The following is a 26,163-nucleotide window of genomic DNA, read 5'->3' on the forward strand; positions in this document are numbered from 1 at the left end:
TCTTTCAGTTTTGCGCCCGGTCGGGCGTCTCGGATTTAGTGTTTGCAGCTACGTTTTGTTGGCGTGCGCCGGCTTGTTTAAGCTCTGCGACCCACTGCGGGTCGGCGTCACCGATTTCGTTGTTCACAGGCAGATATCGTTCAGGGAACTCCCAGATCAGCACTTGTGGCGGGCTGTTCTTGAAAGCATCGCTTTTCAGGTAGCTGAGCATCGGCAGAATCGGGCCATGGCCGTCTTCGGCGTAGCTGACCACGTCGCTGTGCAGTGCCTCTTTCAGCGCACCGATGAAGTTCCAGTTCGGGTTGGCGCTGTAGCTGGTGCCGATCAGGGCCACCGGCACTTCAGTGTTGGCGAACAGGGCGTCATCACCGGCAGGCTGATCTTGGGCAGCCACGGTGTTGCGCTTCTGCAAAGGCTCTTGCGCCGGCATCAGGTTTTCGAACAACGGGTCCAGCGGCAGGAACAACCGCAGGTCACCCTTGTGCGTCACCTTCTCCGCAGGTTCGGTGACGAAGTTTTGCGGTTCGCCACTGAGCGGAGCCTTGTCGGCAATGGTTTTGGCCAGGGTCTGGGCGGCGATTTGCGCGCCTTCCGGGGTCCAGTGGGTGTCGGTGCGCAGGAACACTTGCTGACCGTCTTGCTTACCCTTTTGCAGCGGGCCGAGCAGGTCGGGGGCGAGGATCTTGTCGGCCGCCACACGAGCGTGGAAGTCCTGGTACAGATTGGCGTGGATACTCGCCGGCTTCACTTCACCCAGATGTTCCGGGTACAGACGCGTCTTGGCCGGGACAATTGCCATCACCAGTTGCACGCCTTGCTTTTTCAGAGTCTGGCGCACGCCTTCGACCAGCGCGTAGTTACCTTGCAGGTTCAACTCTTCGTTGACGATCGGGTGGAACTCTTCATCGCTGTAGAGCCACTGATCGCGACCGAGCACTACGCCCGGACGACCTTCGTTGAACAGTTTGAAATCCAGCGCGGCCCAAAGGTTGGTGCCCAGGCGTTTGATCGGGAACTCGTCGTCGTAGTGCGTCTCGACGGCTTTGCTCCAGCGACCGTTGAGCACGGTCGCATCGGCGTTGGTACTGAAGCCGAAGAAGCTGCGTACCGACCACACGCCCAAGGCCAACAAGGTCACTAGGAACAGGGCGATGTAGAAGATGCGTAATGAGCGGGTCATAGTCAGATCCCTCAGAACTGGAAGTAAAGGAACGGCGAAAAGCTTTGCGCCGAGAGTTTGAGAATCGAGGCGATGAACAGCAGCAGTACCAGAGCGCGCATCACGTAACGGGACCAGTTAGCGGTCCAGTAGGCCGGTTGCACAGTCGCTTCAACACCGACGGTGTAACCCGGTTCGTGGATGCTGCCCGGGTTGTCGCCCGGTACGGCTTTGATCATTCCAGGCGTAGCCGCGGCCGGGCCATCGGTCTCGGTGTTCGCCGCAGGCTTGGTCTTGGCCGGTGGCCGGTTGGTGTAGAAATCACGCAGACCGAAGAACGCCAGGGTTGCGTAAGCCACCACCAGGGTTGCCACTTGCAGACCGGTGAGGCTGGCCTGGTTGAGTTCCGACAACGACCATTCGCCGAAGCTGAACATGGCGCCGTACATGCGACCGGCGACGTGCAGGTTCTCTGCGCGGAAGATCACCCAACCCATCACCACCAGCAGGAAGGTCAGGGCCCAGCGGACCGGGTTGAAGCTGCGCGGCGAAGTGTCCAGGCCGATGGCTTTTTCGATCGCCAGCCACATGCCGTGCCAGGCACCCCAGATGATGTAGGTGATGTTCGCGCCGTGCCACAGACCACCGAGCAGCATGGTCAGGAACAGGTTGCGATAGGTCATCAGCGTGCCTTTACGGTTACCGCCGAGGGTGATGTAGAGGTAGTCACGCAGCCAGGTGGAGAGGCTGATGTGCCAGCGCCGCCAGAACTCGGTGATCGACTGGCTGATGTACGGCTGTTTGAAGTTTTCCATGAAGCGGAAACCCATCATCAAGCCCAGACCAATCGCCATGTCGCTGTAGCCGGAGAAGTCGAAGTACAGCTGCGCGGTGTAGGCCAGGGCGCCGAGCCAGGCATCACCCGTGGTCGGGTTCTGCAAGGCGAAGCAATGGTCGGCCACCACCGCCAGGGTGTCGGCGATGAAGACCTTCTTGATGAAGCCCTGCATGAACCGCGTGGCACCTTCGGAGAACTTGTCGAGGGTGTGGGTGCGGTTGTTGAACTGGTCGGCCAGATCACGGAAACGCAACACAGGGCCCGCGATCAAGTGCGGGAAGATTGCCACGAATGCGGCAAAGTCGATCAGGTTGCGGGTCGCCGGGGTATCACCGCGGTAGACGTCGATGATGTAGCTGATGGATTCGAAGATGTAGAACGAGATCCCGATCGGCAACAGCACGTGGGTCAGGATGAACGGCGACAGACCGACCGAGGTCATCATCGCGTTGATGCTGTCCACGCCGAAGTTGGCGTACTTGAAGTAGCCGAGGATGCACAGATCCACCGCGACGCCGAGTAGCAGCCAGCGCTGGGCCGGTTTGGTCCGAACGCCTGCGGCGCCAACTTTCAGGCCGATCCAGTAGTTCCACAGCGTGACGGCTGCGAACAGCGCAAGGAAGTCCACACGCCACCAGGCGTAGAACACGTAGCTGGCAATCAGCAGCAGCAAGTTGCGATAGCGTATTCCGCTCAAGTAGTACATGCCGAGAAAGATCGGCAAGAACAGAAACAGGAACACGTTGGATGAAAATACCATCCCGATCTCTCCATGTTTAACCAACAGTCAAGGGCCAACGGCCCCCCCAAACCCCCCACCGAAAACCGGAGGGCTAACTCACAAAACTCAAACTCGACACCGACCCTGTGGGAGCGGGCTTGCCCGCGATAGCGGTGGGCCAGTCGACATCAATGCTGAATGTCAGATTGCAATCGCGGGCAAGCCCGCTCCCACAGGGTTTTGTATTGTTCCTAGGAACCTTTGCCTTTCTCGCTGGCCGGGTCATAGACCTTGGTCAAATCCCCGCCGAGGCGGAAGGTCTTGAACGGCTGCATTTTGTGTTTCTGCGCCAGCACATCCGGCGTGCAGGTGTAGAGCGAGCAGAACGGTTCGAGCCAGGCGAATTTCGAATCGACCTTGAGGTCGGTCATGTCCTGCTCTTTACCGTTCTTCTCCTCGAATTCATCCGGGTCTTCCACGCCTGCAAGCACGCGATCACCCAGGCGTTTCAAGGCACCATTGTTTTCCTGACGCAGATCCACACCGTTGACCTGAGCGAAACTGGCGATCATCGCCAGTGGCGGCAGGGCGTAGTTGTGATAGGCGAGGGCGCGTTGTTGGCGCTTGAGCTCGTTGGGCAGGAAGCCTTGGGCGTCGACCTGATTGACGCCGACCTTGTATTCCTTGACGGCCCAATCGAACAGGTCGCGGCGGTTGGTGGCGACCGACGTGGCCATCACCGACCAGGCTGCCCAGTACGAGTGGTTGTTGGTTTGCTCGAGCGGCAGGTTGTCCCAATCGCTGACCACCTGATCAGCCATTTTGCTGAACCAGGCTTCAATCACTTGCGCTTCTTCCTGGTGGGTAGCCAGTGGATGCGAGTCAGAGAACTTCAGGCGAACATAGGACGAAGCCATGCTGCCCAACGCCCATTTGCGCATGGACTTGCCGGTATGGTTGAAGTCCTTGGACATCAACGCATCGGCCTTGGCCCAGGCCGTTAGCCAGTTGAGCGTGCACTCCAGTTGTTCCGGACGACCGTCACGCATGAACTGCATCACCTGCTTGCTGGTGGCGCGCTCGATCTTGGTGATGTCGGCGGTGGTGTCGCGGAAGGCTTTTTCCGATGCCTCGTTCAGGGTCGAACGGGCCTTGTCGGAGCCTTCGTATTTGCTGCGAAATTGCAGGGCGCCGGTATAGGGCGTCGGCATCGCGTCACAGCCTTCGCTCTTGTCGCCGGTTTTGACTTTTTCAATCGGTGCAAAGTAACCCTGAGGCGGGCGCAGTGGCGCGGCGGCCTGGGTGGCGCCGGCGAACATCGCCAGCGTCAGCAGGGAGGGCGCGAGTAACTTTTTCAGCGTTCGGGTTTGCATGCAGTTCATAAGAGGTAGCCTCATTGCCCGGCTTGAGCGGTACGCTGCCCGGCGCCGGAGAACACGTTGCGTTTGCAGATTTTCGCTTCGACTTTCTGAGGCGTGGTACCTGCTTGTTCAGGTCCCTGGACTTCGACGGCCAGCAGATTCTGCGAGGCCCAGTCTTCGTCGGTGCGCAACTCGAAGGCGAAACGCCCGTCGGTGTCGGAGGTTTCCGGTTTGTCGATTTTGATGTCCTCGTGGCGCCCATTCATGTACCAGAGGGTGGCTTGCAAGGTTTTCACCGAGGTGTCGGCGAAGCGGATATCGACCTGGTGACTGCTGTTGCGCAGGTCCAGGTTCTTGCTGTTGACCATCAATTCGTTTTTGCCCGGTTTCAGCGTGGCGCTGGCGCTCATCTGTGCCTCTTTGCCTTCGCAACCGTTGTCCAGCAGCGCCATCATTTGGCGGTAGATGGTTTCCTGATCGAGGCGATAAAGCGGCGAGAATTCCCAGATGAGGATTTTCGGCGGTTTGCTCTGGAACTCTTCGCTGCCCAGGTACTGCAGCATCGAACCTTCGAAGCCACCACCGGGGAATGCTACGTTGAGGATGTCGGCGCCGATGGCCTCTTCGAGGAAACCGGCGAAGTTGTAGTTCTTGCCACTGTGGCTGGTGCCGACCAGGGTGATTTCCGGATTGCCGGAATCACTGAACAGATCGCCATCGCCCGCTTCGCCTTTGGGCTCGGTGGTGAACTGATCCATGTACTGGATCGCGTAGCTGGTGCCACAGAGTTGACCAGCCATGTTGTGTAACGTTCCGGTCTTGCCCATGCGACCCGACTTATGGGTCTCGAATTCACGCTTGGGCACGTCGGCGAAGGCCGGCAATTGCTTGACCTTCTCGGCGACGATCTTCGCCGTGCGCTGGGCGCCGTACGGCGTCCAGTGCTGGTCGCCGCGGAAATAGAAATCGTGAGCCGGCAGGGTCTCGGGCAGCGATTCGTTGGTCAGCGGCGACAGGTCCGGGACCACGTAACCCATCTGCGCGAAACGCCCGAGCATGGTTTTGTAGTTCTTCAGCGCCTTGTCGAAGTCGTAGCTCGCCTTCTCTGCCGGGTTCAGCTTGTTGCGGTTTACCAGGCCACGGGTCGGCTGGTAAACGATGACCAGTTCCACGCCTTTGCTCTTGAATGCATCGTGCAGTTGTTTCATGCGTTTGTAGCCGGCGGGTGTAGTGTCGAACTCGGTGCGCAAGTCTTCTTGCGTACGGAACAGCCAATCGCCCTGCGCCTGCACCAGCGTGGTGAAGTTCTGCTGATAGCGGGTGGTGTAGTTCTTCGCGTCATGGGCGGCGGGGCACAGGCTGCAGCAATCCTCGGCCTTGAAGCTGGGTGCTTTGGCGTCTTCGGCACGTACGCCACCACTGGCCGCGAGAATGCCCGCGGTCAGGGCCGACAGGCTGAGTAATTTGATCAAGTGTGGGTGCATAAAATTATCCTCAGTCCCGCATTTCGGTCTGGCGTTCGACAGGGTCGATCAGCACGGCTTTCTGCTGGCGCACCAGCAGGTCGAGAATTTCATCCTGGCGCTCGCCGAGAATCCCCGAGAAGCTGATGCCACTGGATTTGGTCGGCGCGAGCATCGACACGCGATACAACTCCACGCTCAGCGGCGAGTCGATGGACAGCGGTCCGCTGCCATTGGCGGCCAGTTCACCGCCGACCACGATCAGCGACACCTGGGCGTCGAACGGGTCGAGCTTGATGTCCCGGTCGGTATCGGTCAGGTCTTTAATGTGCCCGTAGACACCGGTCAGGCCGTTGGCCATCGAGACGTTTTCATACAGGCGAATGTTCACGCTGTTACGAATACGGATGCCGTGGCGTCGGTTGCTGATTACCTTGTTGCCCCACAACAGGTTGTCGGCACTCTCGTAGAGGGTGATGCCGTCGGTGTGGTTCTTGTAGATCTCGTTGTAGGCGATCAGGTTGTTCACACTGTTACGGTCGATCACCAGGCCCGACAACTTGTTGTCGTAGCTGCGGTTGTTGAAGATGAAGCTGTCGTTGACCTCACGGGAAATAATGATCCCGTGCTTCTTCTTGGTACCGAACACTGTGTTGTCGGCGATGATCAGGCCATGCGACCGGTCATGCGGGTCGATGCCGTAGACGATGTTGTCTTTGTAGGTGTTGCCCTTGACCACGAAGTCGCGGGTTTCGTAGCAGTAGAAGCCGTACCACATGTCCGAGAACTCGGAGCCGACGATCCAGCCGGACGGTTCAGGGCGCTTGAGCACCTTGGCCATGTTCGGCGTGTATTGGGAAATACTCACGCCGTAAGACTTACTGTTGGCGTAACCGAAACTGGCGATCTTGCTGTCGGCGATGTAGGTCTCGGTGCCACCCCAGGCCAGCAGGAACGGACGGAACTCCTTGGGCGACTTGAAGGCCGCCGGGCCGTTGGCCTTCTCGCTCCAGCCAGTGATTCTGGTATCACGCACGAACAACTGGCCGTCGTTGACCAGGAACGAACCGGCCTCCTGGGACAGGCGCAATTCCTGGGTCTGCTTGTCGATTTCCAGAATGCCCTTGTTACCCACCACGATCGGCAACTTCGCCAGGAACACGCCCGGCGAGGTTTCGCTGAAGTACTGCTTGGGCAGCTTCTTCGCCAGGTCCTTGAGGTTCATGTAGCCGTCGTCGACGAAGATCGCCTGCGGGATGCCATGCTGACGCACCACCCACTCGGCCATCTTGTTGTCGCCGCCGATGAAGTCCTTCAGGGCGTCTTCCTGCATCATCCGGCGCACGCTGATTTTGCCGGGCTTGCTGCGCACGATTTTCGCGGCGATGGCGTCGGCGGTGTAGCCAGAGGTGTCCGGCAATTGCGGCTTGGCCAGCTCCAGCGGCGCGGTGGGCGCGTCGCTGACGGTGTAGGTCTTGGCCTGTTGCAGTCCCTTGGCCATGGTCGCCGATTTGCCCTGTTGCACAGGCTTGGCCGGTTCGACGGTGGCGAAGGCGGCTGCGCTGGCCAGCAGCAGCGCGCCGGCCAGCAGGCTGATCGAGCCTTTCTTGGCACTGTTCATGTCGGGCACTCCCTTCGCGGTTTGCATCAGAAGCGCCAGACCACGTCGACAAATGCGCGGTGCATGTACGAGTCGACTTCTTTGCCATACGCATCGCCAGGCTTGAACACACCGCCACGGAACCGCACCAGAGCCGAAGGCTCATCGATCGACTGGCTCAACGACGCAGGCAGCAGGCCTTGCTTGAAGTACTTGGTGACGACCACGTCCATTTCCTGACCGAGGTCTTTGTTGCCATCTTCCAGCGGCAGAGAGGTGCTGGAGAGGATCGCGCCGGTTACGTCGTCGGTGTTGTTTTCGACGGCGTTGATGCCGTTGCTGCCCACCGGCTTGTTGCCGTCGACGCGCCAGAACTTGTGGTAGATCAGACTGGCGTCGTATTCGTCGTTGAGCATCCACGAGCCGAACAGGGTAGCGGTTTGCATGTTGTTCATTTCGCCACGGAAGGCTTCGCCGAAACGGTGAACCCGCGAGCGTGTACCGGTGTAGTTCGAGCGGTTGCTTTCCAGGCCGGTCTGTTCGTACTCGGCGCTGGCACGGGCATACGCTGCACCGACTTGCCACTGCGGATCGAGGCGCAAACGCAGGCCGATATCGGTGGCCCAGCCATTGAGGTCTTCACCGCGTTTGGCTTCGGTCGGACGCGTGCCATCGGCGTTCAGCGGGTTGACCGTGTCGGTGTCGCCGCTCATGCCGGTGATGCTGCCCCAGTAGTTGACGGTGTTGGTGTTGCGCCAGTTATAGGCGTCGCTGTCGGCGGTGAGGCCGAGCCAACTGATGTCGCCGTTCTGTTTTTTATCCAGCGAATCGCCGGCCACGCCCGGTTCCGGGTAGTCGAGTTTGCCGTCATCGTGGGTGTGATGACCGCGAATGCCGACCCAGTTACCCGGCGACCATTGAGTGGCCACGTCGCCGAAAACGTGCAGGCGATCCTTGTCCTTGGGCGCCAGCTCTTTCAAGTCGGTGCGGTATTCGCTGAAGCGTTCGGCGACACCGACGTTGGCGCGCAACAGGGTGGTGTCGAAGGTCCAGTTCAGGGCTTCGATGTTGGTGTCGCGCCATTGGCCGTCGTCGTTGCGCAGGCGTTGGCGACCGAGCTTGAGGATCTCGCCAGGGTAGGGCGTGAGGCCGCTGTAGCCGACCCAGAACTCGCGCATCGCCAGGTAGTTCTTCTTGGTTTTGCGATCACCGTTGTCGGTGGTCTGGGTACCATCGCTGTCGGACTGTTGCAGGGTGTCCGTTTCGATAATGTCGGTGGACGTCACGGCCTGGCCCATGGCGTAGGCGCTCCACGCGCCGCTTTCGCCGTATACCCATGGACGCAGGTCGAGGCCAACGCCGTTAACGTCGCCGCCACTGGCAGTGCCCAGGTCACGGTCGTCTTCGGACTGGCCGGTAACTTTGACTTCGAGGCCGAAGTTCTTGTCTTCGGTCAGGGCTGCCAGGGTCGGGCACGACCACAGCAGGGCGAATGTCAGGCCAATACCGGCCTTCACGAAAGGATTGAGTTTCATAGGGATTCCTCGCCGTCTTCTTCTTGCAGGGCGTGCAGTTCCAGCGTGTCCGGACTCACGGTGCTACGAATGGCCTGCTCTTGTTTGAGCAGACGTTGGGCCTCGGCCAGCCGGTCAGGCGGCAGTTGCGCTTCGAGTGTTTGCGCAAGCTCATTGGCTTGCGGGGTGCCTTGAGCCTTGGCCAATTGGCTGAAGACGTAAGCGTTGACCGGGTCGGGCCGGGTGCCTTTGCCTTGGGAGAACAGTTGGGCAATGGCGAAATCGGCGCTGTTCTGGCCGTTGCGCGCAGCGGTCAGCAGGTGATCCAGGGCTTTCTGCGGATAGACCTTGCCCAGGTAACCACGGCGATAAATCTGGCCGAGGTAGTAGTCGGCGGCGACTTCCTTGCCAACGGCTTTCTGGAAGTGCTCTTCGGCGACCTTGGCGTCGGCCGGCACCATTTTGCCTTCGAAGTAGAGCTTGCCCAGCAACAGTTCGGCGCGTGGCTGGTCAGCGGCGCGACCGTTGTCCAGGTACTTCATCATGGCGTCGACGTCGCCCAGTTCAGGGAAGTCATAGAGCAATTGCGCCAGGCTGACCCAGGACGCCGGATAGCCGGGAGCGATGCCTTCGAGCAGCGACTGAGCGGTTTTCTCGTCGGTCTTGCCCAGGCTCGCATCGCCCAGCACGCGGGCCACGCTGTCCACCCGTTGCGCAGAGACGGCGCCACGGCTGTGGGCGGCCTGCATCTGCTTGATCAGCTCGGCTTGTTGCTCTGGCTGGCCGCGTTTTTGATAGACCGTGGCCAGTTCGACGTAGCAGATGTCGGTGGTGTTCAACGCCGCTTTGCAGACTTTCTCCACGTCATCCAGGTGCTGGTCGTACGTGCCCTGGGTGCGATAGAGCAGCACTTGCGCCAGACCCGCTTCCGGTTTGCCTTCGGCGCGCCATTGGCTGATCTGCTGCTGTGCGTTGACGTTGGGGAAACTGTTCGGGTGTTGCAGGTACAGCATCGCCAGCGGGATCAGGGTGTTGCCTTCGCCATTGGCCGCGGCTTTTTTCAACAGTGCTTCGGCTTCTTGGTGTTCGGCTTCGGTGGCGCCGGGTTTGGCCACCAGCAAGCGACCCAGGCGAGCCTGAGCCCGCGGCGAGACGCTGGCCGCGGCGCGGTAAGTCGCCTCGGCCTTTTTGATTTGCGCCGGGTCACGGCTGTCGACCTGCAGATCGGCCAGGCCGACCTGAGCTTCGCTGTAACCCAGGTCCGCCAGTTGCTGGTAATTCTGCGCCGCCAGCGTGGTGTCGCCACGCTTGAGGGCTTCATTGGCCAGACGCTGGTCGGGCAGACCGGCGCAACCGGCCAGGCTCACGGCCAAAGCCAGCGAGCACACCACATAACCACTGTGGGAGCGGTGGTGCGGCATTCCGACTTGCCCGCGATTCAGGCGGCTCGGTGCTTCAGAAAGACCGCGTTTATCCAATCGCGGGCAAGCCCGCTCCCACAGGATTCGCGGTGTTTTCAGGAGACTGATGATCGTCACGGGCATGTCCTCTGTTTAAAGACCGGCGGCCATGGCTTTGTTGATCAGCCAGTTCAGGTTCGGGCCACGAGTGCTGTTCACTTCCACCGGGCGACCGGCGAAGGCGCTGTCCAGTGGCTCGTCAGGTTTGATCTGCACGCGGATGTCGGACGACAGGTCGGCGCTTTTCAGGCTGGTGCTGCTGACAATCTTGCCGGTACGGGTTTGGTCTTCACCGGCGATCTGGAAGCTGACCGAGGTGCCTGGACGCACGTCGCTGAACTGGCGATAGGAGAAGCGAGCTTCAACGTTGGCTTCGGTGTTGCGCGGCACCAGTTGGAAGATCACGTCGCCTTTGCTGGCGTACTGACCGTTAGCCACCAGTTGCTGAGACACGGTGCAATCGCACGGCGACGTCAGGGTGCCGGTCATTTGCTTGCCGAACAGTTCTTCAACCTTGGACGGTTGCAATTGACCTTCGTCCAGATGGCCCTTGAGTACGTCGAGCATGCTGGTGCTGAAGGTCGCCAGCGGTGCGCCTTTGGCGGCAACGCCGTCAGCCTTGATCAGGCTCTGTACGGTGCCGTCGCGCGGCATGGTGATGTTCATGCCCTGCACGCTGACCAGGCCGGCCTGGGCGTGGCTGACGAAGTACATGCCGTACACCGATTTGAAAATAAAACCGAACGCCACCAGGCCGACCACGAAGATACCGGCGCTGAAGGTCACCGCTTTCAGACGGCCGAGCGGGGTCATGCCGTGGCCCCCATCCTTGACCTTGCGCGCCTTGGTGAAGTTGTCGCGCTGCAGGGTCGCGAGCATTTCACCCACACTGACAATGTCGCCGGCCAGGTGCGAGGTGATCAGGTGGCGCAGGGTGGAAATGTCCCGGGGTTCCAGGTTCTGGAATTGGCAACCGGTACGACCGGTCTGGCGATCGACGGAGCGGATTTGCAATTCCACGTCCATGGCCAGGCCGAGGTTATCGATGACGAATTGCAGTCGGGCCTTGTGCACGTCGCCGACCTTCAGCGGCAGCTGACCGGCGTTGAACGCCAGGCCGCCTGCGGAAAGGTCGATGACCCGGGCTTCAACCGGAGTCCGGTCAGGGCCGAAGAAACGCAGCTTGGCCGGGATTTTCACGCGGGCGTGTTGGCGCTGGGCTTCGGATTCATGCACTACGTTGGAGTTGACGGCGGTATTCATATGGACGATTTCCTAGTTAATTCAGGCGAGTTCGGTCAGACCATCAGCAGCAGCACGGCGACAAAAATGCTGCCGGCGGAGAAGGTCATGGTCCGAGACGACCAAGTGTTGAACCAACGTTGAAAGCTGGCGAGATCACGGGTCAGAGAAGTGGGCTGGCGAGTCCAGGACTGTTGATCGAGGCGGAAGAACACGTAGATCTTCACCAGCGCGCCGACGATCTGGTTGTAATAGAGAATCGCCGGGTAGGCCGGGCCGATCCGGTGACCGGAGCAGGACAGCAGCACGGTCAGGATCAGGCGGGTGATGCCGATCCACAGCAGGTAAACCAGGATGAACGCAGTGCCGTACTTGAAGGTGGCGATGAGTGCCACAGTCAGGCCCAGCAAGGACGTCCACATCGACACGCGCTGATCGAACAGCACCACCGACGTGAACAGGCCGAGGCGTTTCATCCCCAGGCCCAGGGCGCGAGAGTTCTGCCGCAGGTTGTTGCCATACCAGCGGAACATCAGTTTGCGACTGGCCTTGATGAAGCTCTTTTCCGGCGGGTGTTCCACGGTGTGGATCGCGGCATCCGGCACGTAAAACGTGTCATAGCCCAGGCGCATCAGGCTGAACCAGCTCGACTTGTCGTCACCGGTCAGGAACTTGAAGCGGCCCAGGCGCCAGTGTTGCAGCGAGTCGCTTTCCACATCGGCGATGAAGTCCGGGTTGGTGACCACGGTGGCGCGGAATACCGACATCCGGCCGGTCATGGTCAGCACGCGCTTGGACAAGGCCATGGAGCACATGTTGATGTGGCGCTGGGCGAATCGCAGTTTGTGCCATTCGCTCATGATGTAGCCGCCGCGCACTTCACAGAACTCGTTGGTGGTCAGGCCGCCGACATTGCCGAACAGCTGGAACCACGGCACGGTCTTGAGCACAACGCCTTCGGCCAATACGGTGTCGCCATCGATCACGGCAACCACGGCGCGGTCGTCCGGCAGGTGGCGTGAGATGGCGCGGAAACCGTAGGCAAGGCCATCGCGTTTGCCGGTGCCGGGAATGCGCACGAAGTCGAGCTTGACCCGTGGCGGTGGGTTCATGCGTTTCCAGAGGCTCTTGACCAGCAGCTCATCGGACATTTCCACGATGGAGCAGACCACGGTGGTCGGCAGTTCGCAGTCGATGGCCTCGCGGATTACCGAGCTGTAGACCTGAGCGGTGGTCAGCGCGTCGATACGAAAGCTGGTGACCATCAGAAATACATGGGACGGATCTGCCGCTTTGCCCAGCTTGCGCACTTTGCGTCGCAGGTGCGGGTAGACCACGTACAGAAACAGCATGCCGCGCAGAAAGTGCGTGGCACCCATCGAGTAACGCCAGATACCGACGATACCGATCAGGAAGATGAAGTCCTTCGACTCGGAGTCGAACGTGGACACAGGCAACGCCATGGCGATGCCCATTAATAAACTTAGGTAAAACAGCCAACCGGCGGCCTGAAGTAGGCCGTGCTTTAGCCTGTGCATAATCTGCATCCGTCTCGATCTCGGGCGAGCCTGTGGGGTGGCCCGATGGGGTTAAGGCAGGCCTGTGAAAACTGACGTCACCCGCTCTGGGTGACGCCAGAAATCCCGGTAGGAGCTGCCGCAGGCTGCGATCTTTTGGTGTCAGTGAGATCGCTGAAAATCAAAAGATCGCAGGCTTCGCCAGCTCCTACACGGATGCAGCGTTACCAGCAGATGCCTTCAGTCCGGCCACTCACGCTGGTGGCTTTGGACATGAAGCCAACCAGGTCGACCACTTGTTTGCCGTGTGGAGCTTCCTGCGCCAGTGCGCGGAATTTCTCGTCACGGTTGCCGAGGATGATCACGTCGGAGTTTGCGATCACGTCGTCGAAGTCGGCGTTGAGCAAGGACGAGACGTGAGGGATCTTCGACTCGATGTAATCCTTGTTCGCACCGTGGACGCGGGCGTACTCGACGTTGCTGTCGTAGATGCTCAGGTCGTAACCCTTGCCGATCAGCATTTCCGCCAGATCAACCAGTGGGCTTTCGCGCAGGTCGTCGGTGCCGGCCTTGAAGCTCAGACCCAGCAGGGCAACTTTGCGCTTGTCGTGGCTGGAGACGATGTCGAACGCGTTCTGCACCTGGGACTCGTTACTGCGCATCAGCGAGTTGAGCAGGGGTGCTTCCACGTCCAGGGAACCGGCGCGGTAGGTCAGGGCGCGGACGTCTTTTGGCAGGCAGGAGCCGCCGAATGCGAAGCCTGGGCGCATGTAGTACTGGGACAGGTTCAGTGTCTTGTCCTGGCAGACCACTTCCATCACTTCGCGACCGTCGACACCGACGGCCTTGGCGATGTTGCCGATCTCGTTGGCGAAGGTCACCTTGGTGGCGTGCCACACGTTGCAGGTGTACTTGATCATCTCGGCAACGGCGATGTCCTTGCGGATGATCGGCGCGTCGAGCTCTTCGTACAGCGACTGCAGAACATCGCCCGAGGCCTTGTCGAACTCGCCGATGACGGTCATTGGCGGCTGGTCGTAGTCTGCGATCGCGGTGCTTTCACGCAGGAACTCAGGGTTGACTGCCACGCCGAAATCGACGCCGGCCTTTTTGCCGGAGCAATCTTCGAGGATCGGGATCACCACGTTGGCCACAGTGCCCGGCAGTACGGTGCTGCGAACCACGATGGTGTGGCGGGTGGTCTTGTCACGCAGGACAAAACCGATCTCGCGGCACACGGCTTCGATGTAGTTCAGTTCCAGGTCGCCGTTCTTCTTGCTCGGCGTGCCGACGCAGATCATCGACAGGTCCGTGTCGCGAATCGCCTCGGCGAAGTTAGTCGTGCCGCGCAGACGGCCAGTCTCGATGCCCTTCTGCAGAAGCTCGCCCAGACCCGGTTCAACGATGGGCGAACGACCTGCGTTGATCATATCGATTTTGTCTTTGGCAACATCGACGCCAACGACGTCATGGCCCCGTGCAGACAGGCAACCGGCACAGACGGCGCCGACGTAACCCAAACCAAATATGCTGATGCGCATCGCAATTACCTCTCAGTTAATCAAACCTGTTTTCATCAAGCCATTACATGGCCGGAGTTAATGGTGTTCAGCGGGCATAGTGCACTCGCAAGTGCGACTTAAAGACGCCACAATGCCGTGTGCAGGCATACTAAGTTCCGAGTGTCTAATAAGTGCACTCAAGATGTGCGCAGCCAGGCCTTATTGTTATGACGTGCCCTGTTATGCAGCCGATCCTCTGTTCTGAAGACTTCCGTGCAAAGGTCTTGCGCGCTCAATGCCAGGCCATAAAGCCAGTAAATCAAGCGGTTGGGTGCTCAGGTGAGCACGTTTATAGGGGCGCAGCCGTGGCCTTGTAGGGGATAGTAATGGTGCGTTATCTCCTGTCCTTCATGTGTTGCCCAAATAAGCGATCAGTAAGCCAAAGTAGGTATGACAACTTCGCTACATGAATCTCTTGTCTGTGTAAGTCATCTCGCACAATCACCGAGAGAATCGTTACCGGTGGTATGAGCGGCGCATTGGGACATAGTTCCTGTCCACCCATCGCGAATGTTGAAATTTTTTGAAATATTGAAAAAGATGGCACTGCTCTCATATTGATAGCACTTGCCGTTTCGCCCTTTATATATAGGGTGATTATTGCGTTGGATATTTTTTTGCCACTACGAGTAAAAATTTTCAGTGCCACTACTGAAAAAAATGATCAAAGTCGAGTGAAACAAAAGTTAGAAAATTGATCGCTTGTTTTTTGGCGCCAATAAATCGGCGAAAAGGCGAGGGATTTTTCGAGGATCAAGAGGGGGCGCACGACGCAGTTATCGATGTCGTGCGCTCACTGAGTGCGGGTCTTTTTACGCGGGTACGTGATCGCGCAGGAACACCAGATTGTCCGGTTTAGACTGCTCGCTGCTATAGCGATAACCCTGAACGTCGAACTGCTTGAGGGCGGCCGGGTCATTGATGCGTTCTTCGATGACGAAGCGGCTCATCATCCCTCGAGCCTTCTTCGCGTAGAAGCTGATGATCTTGTACTGGCCGTTTTTCAGGTCCTTGAATTCGGTGTTGATGATGCGCGCCTTCAAGGCGCTGCGTTTGACCGCCGAGAAGTACTCGTTGGAGGCCAGGTTCAGCAGCACGTCATCGCCCTGGTCGGCCAAGGCTTCGTTCAGCCATTCGCTGATGCGCGTCCCCCAGAAAGCGTACAAGTCCTTGCCTCGGGCATTGTCCAGCTTGGTGCCCATCTCCAGCCGATAGGGCTGCATCAGGTCCAAGGGGCGCAGCAGGCCATACAGGCCGGAGAGCATGCGCAAATGCTGTTGGGCATAATCGAAGTCGGCTTCGCTGAACGTTTGTGCATTCAGGCCGGTGTACACATCGCCCTTGAATGCCAGCAACGCCTGCTTGGCGTTGGCTGGGGTGAAGGCCGGGTTCCAACCGCCAAATCGCGCGGCATTGAGGCCGCCAATTTTGTCGGAGACGTGCATCAGCTCGCTGATCTGCGCGGGCGTCAGGTCACGCAGTTGCAGGATCAGCTCCTGGGAATGGTCAAGGTATTGCGGCTGAGTGAAGCGCTGGGTCGCCGGCGGTGTTTCGTAATCGAGAGTCTTGGCGGGGGAAATCACCATCAGCATGAAGTCGTCTCCTTTAATCGTGGGTGCGATTCTAGGGGGTTGTCCTTGTTCACTCCAGCTATCAAGTCCATAGGTGATCGGTGGTGTAACCGGATTTTTTGGCAGAGGAAGATCCTGTGGCGAGGGAGCTTGCTCCCGCTCGAGCGCGAAGCGGTCACAATACGGGCGCATGTGTTTTTCTGAGGATGAGGGCTGCTTCGCAGCCCAGCGGGAGCAAGCTCCCTCGCCACAATGATTTCGGTGCTGCCGCGGGGATGTGAGCCGCGATCGGCTATAGTGCCGCGCGGGTTTTGTTATGGAGACATCCCATTGCGTATCATTTTTTTATTCTCGGCCTGGCTCTTGAGCTTCGGCGCCATGGCGGCGCCGGGCGATGTGGCGAGGCTGGATCGCAGTACCTGGCCTGAACCGCTCGGCAGCCCGACGCTGTTTGACGTCGCATCACGGGCCGAAATTCTCATGTTTGCCCGCGTCCTGCTGGCCAGTGAATCTCTGGATGAAGCGAGCCTGACTCAGCGCCTGGGCCTGCGTACCGTCAATCTGGAGTCGATCAATCAACTGCGCCAGCGCCTGTGGCAGCGTTTGCTGACCAATTACAACTTCGCCCAGCAGAGTTGTGATCAGGATGCTTCCTTCTGTTTCCTGGTCGAGGACATGGCCACCTTGCGTGAGCAAGCGGCCAAGTTTCAGATCAGTGATGATAGCTATTACATCAAGTGGGCCGAACCGAGCCGGTTGTTCCACGCCCAGTACCTGGACGAGCAGTTGCGCAAGGCCGCACTGTTTCCGCAGACCACTAGCGAAGTCGATCGTTTTGGCGACTATGAGCGCAATGGCGACGCCATGCATGATCGGCTGTTCCTGCTGACCTTCGACAGCGCCGCCAACGCCGCGCCAGATAACACGACCTGGGTCACTGAGTACCTGCGCAAATCGAACATGAGCGCTACGTTTTTCGTCCTCGGCAAGGATATCCAGGCCCGTCTGGCCGAACGTTCGGTGGCCAGCCTGCAAGGGACTTATTCGCAGCAATGCGTGGGCGTGCAAGGCTGGGAGTTCCGCTCCCACAGCCATTGGCAGGACTGGCAGGACTCGGTGCGACGCAGCGTCGAGTTGGTCAAAGGCAAGCTGCCGGAGAATGACGTGCCGCTGTTCCGCCCGCCCGATGGCCAGCGCCGGTCCGACGCTGAAGGCTTCTTCGCTTCTCAGGGGGTGCAAGTGGCGCTATGGGATATCGATGCCCAGGATGGCGCCGGCAAGCTCAAGGGCAGCCAAAGCGCACAACGAGTCTTGACCCTCATGCTGCTATGGCGGCACGGGGTGATCAACTTCAATGTGAAGCAGGACGGAGTAAAAACAGCGATACCTTGGCTCATCACACAAACGGCGCCAAGCGGGATCGGTTGGGAAGACTGTCAGAACGCGTTTCGCTGAAACAAGGAGAGCCCGTAAACATTGAGGCGGAGGCGTTTTTGGGAGTGATTTCGATGCAGGCGGACTTCTGACTTTAGCGGGATGGTGGCAGTCCGCCAAGTGCTATTGGTCACTCTGCAAAATAAACTTCAAAAAAACGTCAAAGTGCTTTTTTCTGTCACAGGTTTTGGAGTATTACGAAGACAGACCGCCGAAACCTGCAACACAGGTGGCGTCTTCCAAGACTCCGTTTGAGTTGCAATCACTTGAGTCTTTGCAGGTGATTTCGGTGGCCACTTCGAGGCGCAGCACTGTCATGGTATTGCGTCGACTGGCTCCCACAAAGGTGACCGAGTATGGATGATCACGGACGTAGCTCTTCTTCCAACCAGCCAATCCTTTATGTACTCGATACCAACGTATTGATTCACGATCCAAACGCCCTGCTTAATTTCGAAGAACACCACGTCGCCATCCCGATGACCGTGCTTGAAGAGCTGGACAAGCTCAAGAGCGGGCATCACAGCGTTGCTGCCGAATGCCGCCAAGCGATTCGCCTGATCGACAAGACTTTGGGCGATGCTAGCCCCGAAGACGTTGAACTGGGCGTACCGATCCAGCGCGGCAAGAGTGGGCCCAAGGGTTTGCTGTCAATTCTGATGAGCAAGCGCACCGAGCCGAACATCATTCTGCCCGAGCATCTGAACGACAACATCATCATCAACCAGTTGATCGACCTGCGCGCACGCGATGCAAAACTGCCCGTGGTGCTCGTCACAAAAGACATCAACATGCGCCTCAAGGCCCGGGCTTGCGGGATCGCGGCCGAGGACTACAGCACCGACCAGTTGGTCGACGACGTTTCGTTGCTGCCCAACGGTTATCACACCATGACCGGTTCGTTCTGGGATCGGGTGAGCAAAGTCGAAACCCGGCAGGATCATGGTCGCACCTGGCACCAGGTGCAGCTGACCGACAACCTGCCCGCCGTACACGTCAACGAATTCATCATCGACGAACAGGGCTTTGTCGGCTGGATCAAGGAAATCCAGGTCGACAAGTTGCTGATCCTCGATCTGCATCAGGAACCTCTGTTGCACCAGGAAGCCTGGGGCCTGAAACCGCGTGACATCTATCAAAGCCTGGCGCTGTATGCCTTGCTCGATCCGGACATTCACCTGGTCAACCTGTCTGGCGCGGCCGGTTCCGGTAAAACCATTCTGGCCCTGGCGGCGGCCATCGAGCAGACCATGGTCAGCAAACGTTACCGGCGCATCATCGCCACCCGCAGCGTGCAGGGGCTGGACCAGGAAATCGGTTTCCTGCCCGGCACCGAAGCGGAAAAAATGGAGCCTTGGCTGGGCGCCATCACCGACAACCTCGAAGCGTTGCACATGGATGATGAAAACACCCATGGCAGCGTCGACTACATCCTCAGCAAAGTGCCGTTGCAGTTTAAATCCCTCAACTACATTCGAGGCCGCAGCTTCCAGCAAAGCCTGATCCTGATCGATGAATGCCAGAACCTCACGCCGCATCAGATGAAAACCATCATCACCCGTGCCGGCGCCGGTTCCAAAGTGGTGTGCCTGGGCAACCTGGCGCAGATCGATACCCCTTATCTGTCCGCGACCAGTTCCGGGCTGACCTATCTGACCGAGCGCTTCAAGGACTTCCCCAACGGTGTACACATCACCCTGCAAGGGGTGCCACGCTCGATTCTGGCCGAATACGCCGAATCGCATCTGTAAATCCTCACCAAAACCGGGCGGCCTAATGGTCGCCCTTTTTTATGCCCGACGAAAATCTCTGTAGGAGCTGCTGAAGCTGCGATCTTTTGATCGTCAGCGATCTGGCCGGCACCGAAAATCAAAAGATCGCAGCTTCGGCAGCTCAGTGGGATTGCGCTGATCCGATAATCAAACGTGCGAACAATTGACCCACAGGTTTACAATCGGTGCTCCTGATCAGGAGTAACTCTGTGCTGACTCATCTCGATTCCCAAGGTCGCGCCCATATGGTCGACGTCACCGAAAAAACCGTGACGTTCCGCGAAGCGACGGCCCAGGCGCTGGTGCGCATGCTGCCCGAAACCCTGCAGATGATCGTCAATGGCGGCCATCCCAAGGGTGACGTGTTCGCCGTAGCGCGGATCGCCGGCATCCAGGCGGCGAAGAAAACCAGCGATCTGATTCCTCTGTGCCACCCGTTGATGCTCACCGGTGTGAAAGTCGAACTCAGTGCCGAAGGCAACGACACCGTGCGCATTATGGCGTGCTGCAAATTGTCCGGGCAGACCGGCGTCGAAATGGAAGCGCTGACCGCCGCCAGCGTCGCCGCGCTGACCATCTACGACATGTGCAAGGCCGTGGATCGTGGCATGACCATCGAGAGCGTGCGGCTGCTGGAGAAACTCGGCGGCAAGAGCGGCCATTTTCGGGCGGATCAGTCATGAATATTACGGTGAAGTTTTTCGCCCGTTACCGTGAAGCGCTCGGCGTGGACTCGGTGAAGGTCGAAGGTGATTTTTCCACGGTCGACGATGTGCGCGCGCTGCTGGCTCAACGCGACGGCGCCGAAGTGCTGGGCGAGCAGAACCTGATGTGCGCCCGCAACGAAGACCTCTGCCTGCTCGACGAACCTGTGAGCGATGGCGATGAAGTGGCGTTTTTTCCGACCGTGACCGGAGGCTGAGCCATGGCGATTCGCGTGCAATCCACACCGTTCGACCCGGGCACTGAAGTCAACGCCATGCACGCCGCCAATGTGGGCGTCGGTGCGGTGGTGAGTTTTGTCGGCTACGTGCGCGACTTCAATGAGGGCCTCGACGTCGCCGGAATGTTTCTGGAACACTACCCGGGCATGACCGAAAAAGCCCTGGGCAAGATTGTCGTGGAAGCCGAACAGCGCTGGCCGCTGTTGAAGCTGGAAGTATTGCATCGCATCGGCGCGCTGGAGCCGGGCGAGCCGATCGTCTTCGTCGGCGTCGCCAGCGCTCACCGTCAGGCGGCGTTCGATGCTTGTGCTTTTGTCATGGATTACCTGAAAACCCGCGCGCCGTTCTGGAAGAAAGAAAACACGCTTGATGGGCCGCGTTGGGTGGAAGGGCGTGACAGCGATCACGCGGCGGCAGATCGCTGGAAGCAGTAAGCACGTTCCATCTTCACGGGCTCAATGGGTGAAAAACATTTGAACATTAATCCGTCCTTAACCGGTTTGTCGTTTATTTCCTGACCTTGGCCAATGGCCCTTCAAGGCTCTCAAGGTCGGGCCAGCGTGTAGACTTTCGGGCAACCGATATCAATCGACAACGATCGCATCGCCGCCAATTGGCATATAGAAGACAACATCAGCCTGATGCAGCCGCTGCAAGCGCAACTGCCGGCGAGCTGATCCACGGACACAAAAGGGAAGCGCGATGAGCGAGGAAACAATGCGGTTGGGGCGTGAACGGCGCTATCTGGTGTTGTTGGGCATTATCTGCCTGGCGCTGATCGGTGGCGCGCTGTACATGCAAGTGGCTCTGGGCGAGGCGCCATGCCCGCTGTGTATCCTGCAACGTTATGCGTTGTTGCTGATCGCGCTGTTCGCCTTTATCGGCGCGGCGATGCGCACCCGCCGCGGCATCACGCTGTTCGAAGTGTTGGTGGTGATTTGCGCCATTGCGGGCGCCGGAGTGGCGGGGCATCACGTCTATACCCAGTTTTACCCGGCGGTCAGTTGCGGCATCGATGTGCTGCAACCGATTGTCGACGGTCTGCCGCTGGCAAAGATCTTCCCGCTGGGCTTCCAGGTCGATGGCTTTTGCTCTACACCGTACCCGCCGATCCTCGGTTTGTCCCTGGCACAGTGGGCGCTACTGGCATTCGTGCTGATTGTGGTGCTGGTGCCGCTGCTCACTTCGCGTAATCGCAAAGCGCTGCGCTGAGGCTGTTCGCCGTACCGTTGCAAGAAACAGAAAACGCCCCGGTTCTCGTTGAGAGGCCGGGGCGTTTTGCATATTCGCAGGGCAGGTAAAAAGACCTTGATGCTCGACAAGAAAGGGTGCGACACGTGTGCGACATGTTGTCACAGCTTGGGTCTCGCAAGGCATTTTATGTCGCTGGTTCGGGGCGTTGCTTTGTACCAGAAACGGATCCACCCAGCAGCCTTCGGCGCCTGTGCTCGTCAGTCATTACAGGCGGTTTTAACAGGCCTCCGCATACTGCCAAACCCCTTGTCACATAGGGGTAGAGCGGGGTCGAAGGCAAGGGCGGCGCCTTGGAAGCTGTCTGAAATTCGCCTGTTAGCCCTACATTTTTTGGTGTTTTTGTTGAGAATTAATTTCGATACCATGGCGCGTTTTTGCAAAAGCCGTTAATGACTGTTGCTGAATCGGATAAAAATTATTTCGGGATGAGACATGGTTTATGAATCATTACGTATCTACAATCGCCCGCACTGAATTCCCGGCACTGCTCGCCCTTACACAGGTGCATGAGCGCAACGGGTATCGCGAGGCCTGATGGCTTCATGCGAGGCCCCAGATGTCGGTGCCTTCCGACTATCCGCACCAAATGGAATTGGTCTGTAACAAGGCCCTTGACCACGAATTCGAATAAGAACTCACCGCAGGCCCAGCAATTGTCGAACAGCGTCTGACGCGCGACGGGCAGGCCCTTATTCAATCCAAGAAAAATGCCAACCCTTGGCAGGGTGAAGTGTTGGCGATCAAAACCCAACTGCATTGCGCAAGCTGCTTTAGAGGTCGTGAGATGAGTAAAAACAGGTACCCCAGACTACTAGGCTTATTGCCGCTGCTCGGCACGTTGTTGCTGGGAGGCTGCAACATGACCTTGCTCGATCCCAAGGGCCAGGTTGGCCTGGATGAGCGAAACCTGATCATCACCGCAACGCTGCTGATGCTGTTGGTCGTTGTGCCGGTCATCTTCATGACCTTCGCGTTCGCCTGGAAATACCGCGCTTCCAACAAGGACGCCGTCTACACGCCAAAATGGTCCCACTCCACCAAGATCGAAATCGCGGTGTGGACTATTCCGGTGCTGATCATCATTGCCCTGGGTTACGTCACCTACAAGTCGACCCACGCACTGGATCCTTACAAGCCGCTGGAATCAGACGTCAAGCCGATCACCATTGAAGTGGTCGCGCTGGACTGGAAGTGGCTGTTCATCTACCCGGAACAAGGCATCGCCACCGTCAACAAGATCGTGTTCCCAGCGCACACCCCGATCAACTTCAAGATCACTTCCGACGCCGTGATGAACTCGTTCTTCATCCCTGCTCTGGGCGGCCAGATCTACGCGATGGCGGGCATGCAGACCAAACTGCACCTGATCGCCAATGAGAACGCTGAAATGGACGGTATCTCCGCCAACTACAGCGGCGCGGGTTTCACCGGTATGAAATTCAAAGCGATCGCCACTTCCCAGGAAGATTTCGACGCTTGGGTAAGCGAAGTCAAAAAGGCACCTAAACAGCTTGAACAAGCTGAATACGCAGCCCTTGCCAAGCAGAGCCAGAACAACCCAGTCGAGCTCTACTCCTCGGTAACGCCGAACCTGTTCCAGATCATCGTAGACAAGTACGAAGGCATGAAACCGGGTCCGAAGGTCAAGCACGAGAAGAAAGAGAAAGAAGTGGCCGCTACGCAAGGAATGGACATGAACTCGCATTCAGCTGCCGGGGCAGAGGAGTAAACGATGTTTGGTAAATTAAGTTGGGAAGCGGTCCCGTTCCACGAACCGATCGTGATGATAACCATCGCCATGATCGCGCTCGGTGGTCTGGCGCTGTTCGCTGCAATCACCTACTTCAAGAAGTGGACTTATTTGTGGACCGAGTGGCTGACCTCGGTCGACCACAAGAAAATCGGCGTGATGTACATCATCGTCGCCATGGTCATGCTGCTGCGCGGCTTTGCCGACGCCATCATGATGCGTACCCAGTTGGCCATGGCCACCGAGGGTTCGCCTGGCTACCTGCCGCCTGAACACTATGACCAGATCTTCACCGCTCACGGTGTGATCATGATCATCTTCATGGCGATGCCATTCTTCACCGGCCTGATGAACCTTGCAGTGCCGCTGCAGATCGGCGCGCGTGACGTTGCCTACCCATTCCTGAACTCCCTGAGCTTCTGGCTGCTGGTTTCCGGCGTAGTGCTGATCAACCTGTCTCTGGGCGTTGGCGAGTTCGCCAAGACCGGCTGGGTTGCCTATCCACCGCTGTCGGGCCTGCAATACAGCCCGGGCGTGGGGATGGATTACTACATCTGGGCGCTGCAGCTATCCGGGTTGGGTACGACGCTGACGGGGGTCAACTTCCTGGCCACCGTGCTGAAAATGCGTACCCCGGGCATGAAGCTGATGGACATGCCGATCTTCACCTGGACCTGCACCTGGGCCAACGTCCTGATCGTGGCTTCGTTCCCGATCCTGACCGCTACCCTGGCACTGCTGACGCTTGACCGTTACATGGATTTCCACATTTTCACCAATGAACTTGGTGGCAATCCGATGATGTACGTCAACTTGTTCTGGGCCTGGGGTCACCCCGAGGTTTACATCCTGATTCTGCCGGCGTTCGGGATCTTCTCCGAAGTCATCTCGACCTTCACCGGCAAGCGTCTGTTCGGCCACCACTCGATGATCTACGCCAGCGGCGCGATCTCGATCCTGGGCTTCATGGTCTGGCTGCACCACTTCTTCACCATGGGTTCGGGTGCCAGCGTCAACGCCTTCTTCGGTCTGGCGACGATGCTGATTTCGATCCCGACGGGGGTGAAGCTATTCAACTGGCTGTTCACCATCTACCAGGGCCGTCTGCGTTTCACCAGCCAGGTGCTGTGGACCCTGGGCTTCATGGTGACCTTCGCCATCGGCGGCATGACCGGCGTACTGCTGGCCATCCCGGGTGCTGACTTCGTTCTGCACAACAGCCTGTTCGTGATCGCGCACTTCCATAACGTGATCATCGGCGGCGCGGTATTCGGTTACATCGCCGGTTTCGCCTTCTACTTCCCTAAAGCGTTCGGCTTCAAGCTGCACGAAGGCTGGGGCAAGGCAGCGTTCTGGTTCTGGATCACCGGCTTCTTCGTCGCTTTCATGCCGCTCTACGTACTGGGCTTCATGGGCATGACCCGTCGTCTGAACGCCACCACCAACCCTGAGTGGGTGCCGTACCTGTACGTTGCCATGTTTGGTGCGGTGATGATTGCCTTCGGTATCGCCTGCCAGCTGATCCAGCTGTACGTCAGCGTGCGTGATCGCAACAAGCCAGAAAACATGTGCGAACACGGCGACCCGTGGAATGCCCATACCCTGGAATGGTCGACCTCGTCGCCACCACCGTTCTACAACTTTGCCGTGCTGCCGAAAGCAGACAGCATCGACCCGTTCACCGAAGCCAAGGAAAACGGCACCGCGTACAAGGCCCCGGCCCGTTACGAGCCGATCCACATGCCAAACAACACCGCGACCGGTGTGGTCATGGGCGCGCTGTTGACCGTGTTCGGTTTCGCGATGATCTGGCACATCTGGTGGCTGGCAATCGCTGGTCTGGCCGGCACCGTGATCTACTTCGTGATCCACGCTGCACGTGATGATCAAGGCTATATGGTGCCGGTCGACGTGATCGAGCGCATCGAAGCCGAGCAGCACAAGCGTCTGGTAGCGGCCGGGAAAGTTCCAGCCACCGCCACCCGTGTTGAAACCTCGTTGGAACAGGCTTAAACCATGTCGAACTTAGTGACCAATGCTGGACACACCCATGTCGATGGACATGGGCATGATGACCATCACCACGACTCGGGCGAGATGACCGTATTCGGTTTCTGGCTCTACCTGATGACCGACTGCATCCTGTTTGCGTCGATCTTCGCGGCGTACGCGGTACTGGTTAACAACGTAGCGGGTGGCCCGTCGGGCCACGACATCTTCGAACTGCCATACGTACTGGGCGAAACCGCCCTGCTGCTGTTCAGTTCGATCACCTACGGCTTCGCCATGCTGGCGTTGTTCAAGGGCAAGAAGAACCAGGTCCTGGGCTGGCTGGCCCTGACCTTCATGTTCGGCGCCGGCTTCATCGGCATGGAGATCAACGAGTTCCACGTACTGATCTCCGAAGGCTTCGGCCCTAGCCGCAGCGGCTTCCTGTCCGGGTTCTTCACCCTGGTCGGCACCCACGGTCTGCACGTGACCAGCGGTCTGATCTGGATGGCGATCATGATGTATCAGGTGCAGAAAAACGGCCTGACAGCGACCAACAAGACTCGCCTGAGCTGCCTGAGCCTGTTCTGGCACTTCCTGGACGTGGTGTGGATCTGCGTATTCACCGTTGTTTATCTGATGGGGACTCTGTAAATGGCTAACGCAGCTCACTCCCACAATGGCCACGATAGCCACGACGCCGGCCACGGCAGCGTCAAGTCCTACGCCATCGGTTTTATCCTGTCGGTGATCCTGACCGTCATTCCTTTCGGCCTGGTGATGTACCCATCGCTGCCCAAAGCCCTGACCCTGTGGATCGTACTGGCCTTCGCAGTTATCCAGGTGCTGGTGCACTTGGTGTACTTCCTCCACCTGGACCGTTCGGCGGCGCAGCGTAATAACGTCATTGCGTTTGTTTTCGCCGCGATTGTAATTGTCCTGTTGGTAGGCCTGTCGCTGTGGATCATGTTCAGCATCCACACCAACATGATGGCGCACTGAGGTAAGTCCG

21 protein-coding genes are annotated in these 26,163 nt (G+C 58.5%); 10 read left to right on the top strand and 11 right to left on the bottom strand.

What is annotated here, in order from left to right:
* Positions 1-4 precede the first annotated feature (4 nt).
* The 11 genes from LOY56_RS04460 to yaaA form a co-directional block, all read right to left on the bottom strand.
* The gene (locus LOY56_RS04460) at positions 5-1,180 is read right to left on the bottom strand and encodes an alginate O-acetyltransferase (RefSeq protein WP_258620154.1); all 1,176 of its coding nucleotides are present in this window, start codon (positions 1,178-1,180) and stop codon (positions 5-7) included.
* Between the two features lie 11 nt (positions 1,181-1,191).
* Entirely contained in the window at positions 1,192-2,757 is a 1,566-nt protein-coding gene (locus LOY56_RS04465; RefSeq protein WP_258620156.1) for an MBOAT family protein, read from the bottom strand.
* A gap of 212 nt (positions 2,758-2,969) precedes the next feature.
* Complete coding sequence (locus LOY56_RS04470) at positions 2,970-4,100, bottom strand: mannuronate-specific alginate lyase (protein WP_258620158.1); 1,131 nt, start codon at positions 4,098-4,100, stop codon at positions 2,970-2,972.
* A gap of 11 nt (positions 4,101-4,111) precedes the next feature.
* Positions 4,112-5,563, bottom strand: coding sequence for an alginate O-acetyltransferase (locus tag LOY56_RS04475; RefSeq protein ID WP_258620160.1), 1,452 nt, complete (start codon positions 5,561-5,563; stop codon positions 4,112-4,114).
* Positions 5,564-5,573: 10 nt separating this feature from the next.
* A complete protein-coding gene (algG, locus tag LOY56_RS04480; RefSeq protein ID WP_258620161.1) occupies positions 5,574-7,163 on the bottom strand; it encodes a mannuronan 5-epimerase AlgG in 1,590 nt (529 codons plus the stop codon).
* A 26-nt stretch (positions 7,164-7,189) separates the two neighbouring features.
* Positions 7,190-8,677: an alginate export family protein gene (locus LOY56_RS04485; protein WP_258620162.1), complete on the bottom strand. Its 1,488-nt coding sequence runs from the start codon at positions 8,675-8,677 to the stop codon at positions 7,190-7,192.
* The gene (gene algK, locus LOY56_RS04490) at positions 8,674-10,077 is read right to left on the bottom strand and encodes an alginate biosynthesis TPR repeat lipoprotein AlgK (protein ID WP_408980374.1); all 1,404 of its coding nucleotides are present in this window, start codon (positions 10,075-10,077) and stop codon (positions 8,674-8,676) included. The genes LOY56_RS04485 and algK overlap by 4 nt, the downstream gene beginning before the upstream one ends.
* A gap of 132 nt (positions 10,078-10,209) precedes the next feature.
* The gene (locus tag LOY56_RS04495; RefSeq protein ID WP_258620165.1) at positions 10,210-11,379 is read right to left on the bottom strand and encodes an alginate biosynthesis protein Alg44; all 1,170 of its coding nucleotides are present in this window, start codon (positions 11,377-11,379) and stop codon (positions 10,210-10,212) included.
* 35 nt (positions 11,380-11,414) lie between these two features.
* Positions 11,415-12,896 (bottom strand): mannuronan synthase, encoded by a 1,482-nt coding sequence (gene alg8 / locus LOY56_RS04500; RefSeq protein ID WP_408980351.1) that lies wholly within the window; start codon positions 12,894-12,896, stop codon positions 11,415-11,417.
* Positions 12,897-13,099: 203 nt separating this feature from the next.
* A complete protein-coding gene (locus LOY56_RS04505; protein ID WP_258620166.1) occupies positions 13,100-14,416 on the bottom strand; it encodes a nucleotide sugar dehydrogenase in 1,317 nt (438 codons plus the stop codon).
* A gap of 833 nt (positions 14,417-15,249) precedes the next feature.
* The gene (yaaA, locus tag LOY56_RS04510) at positions 15,250-16,029 is read right to left on the bottom strand and encodes a peroxide stress protein YaaA (RefSeq protein ID WP_258620167.1); all 780 of its coding nucleotides are present in this window, start codon (positions 16,027-16,029) and stop codon (positions 15,250-15,252) included.
* A 309-nt stretch (positions 16,030-16,338) separates the two neighbouring features.
* On the opposite strand from yaaA, the gene LOY56_RS04515 reads away from it, so the two are divergent.
* From LOY56_RS04515 to cyoD, 10 genes are all read left to right on the top strand, one after another.
* Complete coding sequence (locus LOY56_RS04515; protein ID WP_258620168.1) at positions 16,339-17,463, top strand: polysaccharide deacetylase family protein; 1,125 nt, start codon at positions 16,339-16,341, stop codon at positions 17,461-17,463.
* A 335-nt stretch (positions 17,464-17,798) separates the two neighbouring features.
* Positions 17,799-19,193, top strand: coding sequence for a PhoH family protein (locus LOY56_RS04520; protein WP_258620169.1), 1,395 nt, complete (start codon positions 17,799-17,801; stop codon positions 19,191-19,193).
* 230 nt (positions 19,194-19,423) lie between these two features.
* Positions 19,424-19,897 (top strand): cyclic pyranopterin monophosphate synthase MoaC, encoded by a 474-nt coding sequence (moaC, locus tag LOY56_RS04525; protein ID WP_258620170.1) that lies wholly within the window; start codon positions 19,424-19,426, stop codon positions 19,895-19,897.
* Positions 19,894-20,136, top strand: a complete 243-nt coding sequence (locus LOY56_RS04530) for a MoaD/ThiS family protein (protein ID WP_258620171.1) — start codon at positions 19,894-19,896, stop codon at positions 20,134-20,136. Before moaC ends, LOY56_RS04530 begins: the two co-directional genes overlap by 4 nt.
* A gap of 3 nt (positions 20,137-20,139) precedes the next feature.
* On the top strand, positions 20,140-20,592 hold the full coding sequence (moaE, locus tag LOY56_RS04535; protein ID WP_258620172.1) for a molybdopterin synthase catalytic subunit MoaE: 453 nt from the start codon (positions 20,140-20,142) through the stop codon (positions 20,590-20,592).
* A gap of 268 nt (positions 20,593-20,860) precedes the next feature.
* The gene (locus LOY56_RS04545; protein WP_258620174.1) at positions 20,861-21,370 is read left to right on the top strand and encodes a disulfide bond formation protein B; all 510 of its coding nucleotides are present in this window, start codon (positions 20,861-20,863) and stop codon (positions 21,368-21,370) included.
* Between the two features lie 826 nt (positions 21,371-22,196).
* Positions 22,197-23,141 carry a ubiquinol oxidase subunit II gene (gene cyoA, locus LOY56_RS04550; protein ID WP_258620176.1) on the top strand — a complete coding sequence of 315 codons (945 nt, stop codon included), beginning with the start codon at positions 22,197-22,199 and terminating at the stop codon, positions 23,139-23,141.
* A gap of 3 nt (positions 23,142-23,144) precedes the next feature.
* The gene (gene cyoB / locus LOY56_RS04555; protein WP_258620178.1) at positions 23,145-25,175 is read left to right on the top strand and encodes a cytochrome o ubiquinol oxidase subunit I; all 2,031 of its coding nucleotides are present in this window, start codon (positions 23,145-23,147) and stop codon (positions 25,173-25,175) included.
* A gap of 3 nt (positions 25,176-25,178) precedes the next feature.
* Positions 25,179-25,805: a cytochrome o ubiquinol oxidase subunit III gene (locus tag LOY56_RS04560; protein WP_258620180.1), complete on the top strand. Its 627-nt coding sequence runs from the start codon at positions 25,179-25,181 to the stop codon at positions 25,803-25,805.
* Positions 25,806-26,153 carry a cytochrome o ubiquinol oxidase subunit IV gene (gene cyoD / locus LOY56_RS04565; protein ID WP_258620182.1) on the top strand — a complete coding sequence of 116 codons (348 nt, stop codon included), beginning with the start codon at positions 25,806-25,808 and terminating at the stop codon, positions 26,151-26,153.
* Positions 26,154-26,163: the final 10 nt, after the last annotated feature.

This window comes from Pseudomonas sp. B21-048 (assembly GCF_024748615.1).
GTDB lineage: Bacteria > Pseudomonadota > Gammaproteobacteria > Pseudomonadales > Pseudomonadaceae > Aquipseudomonas.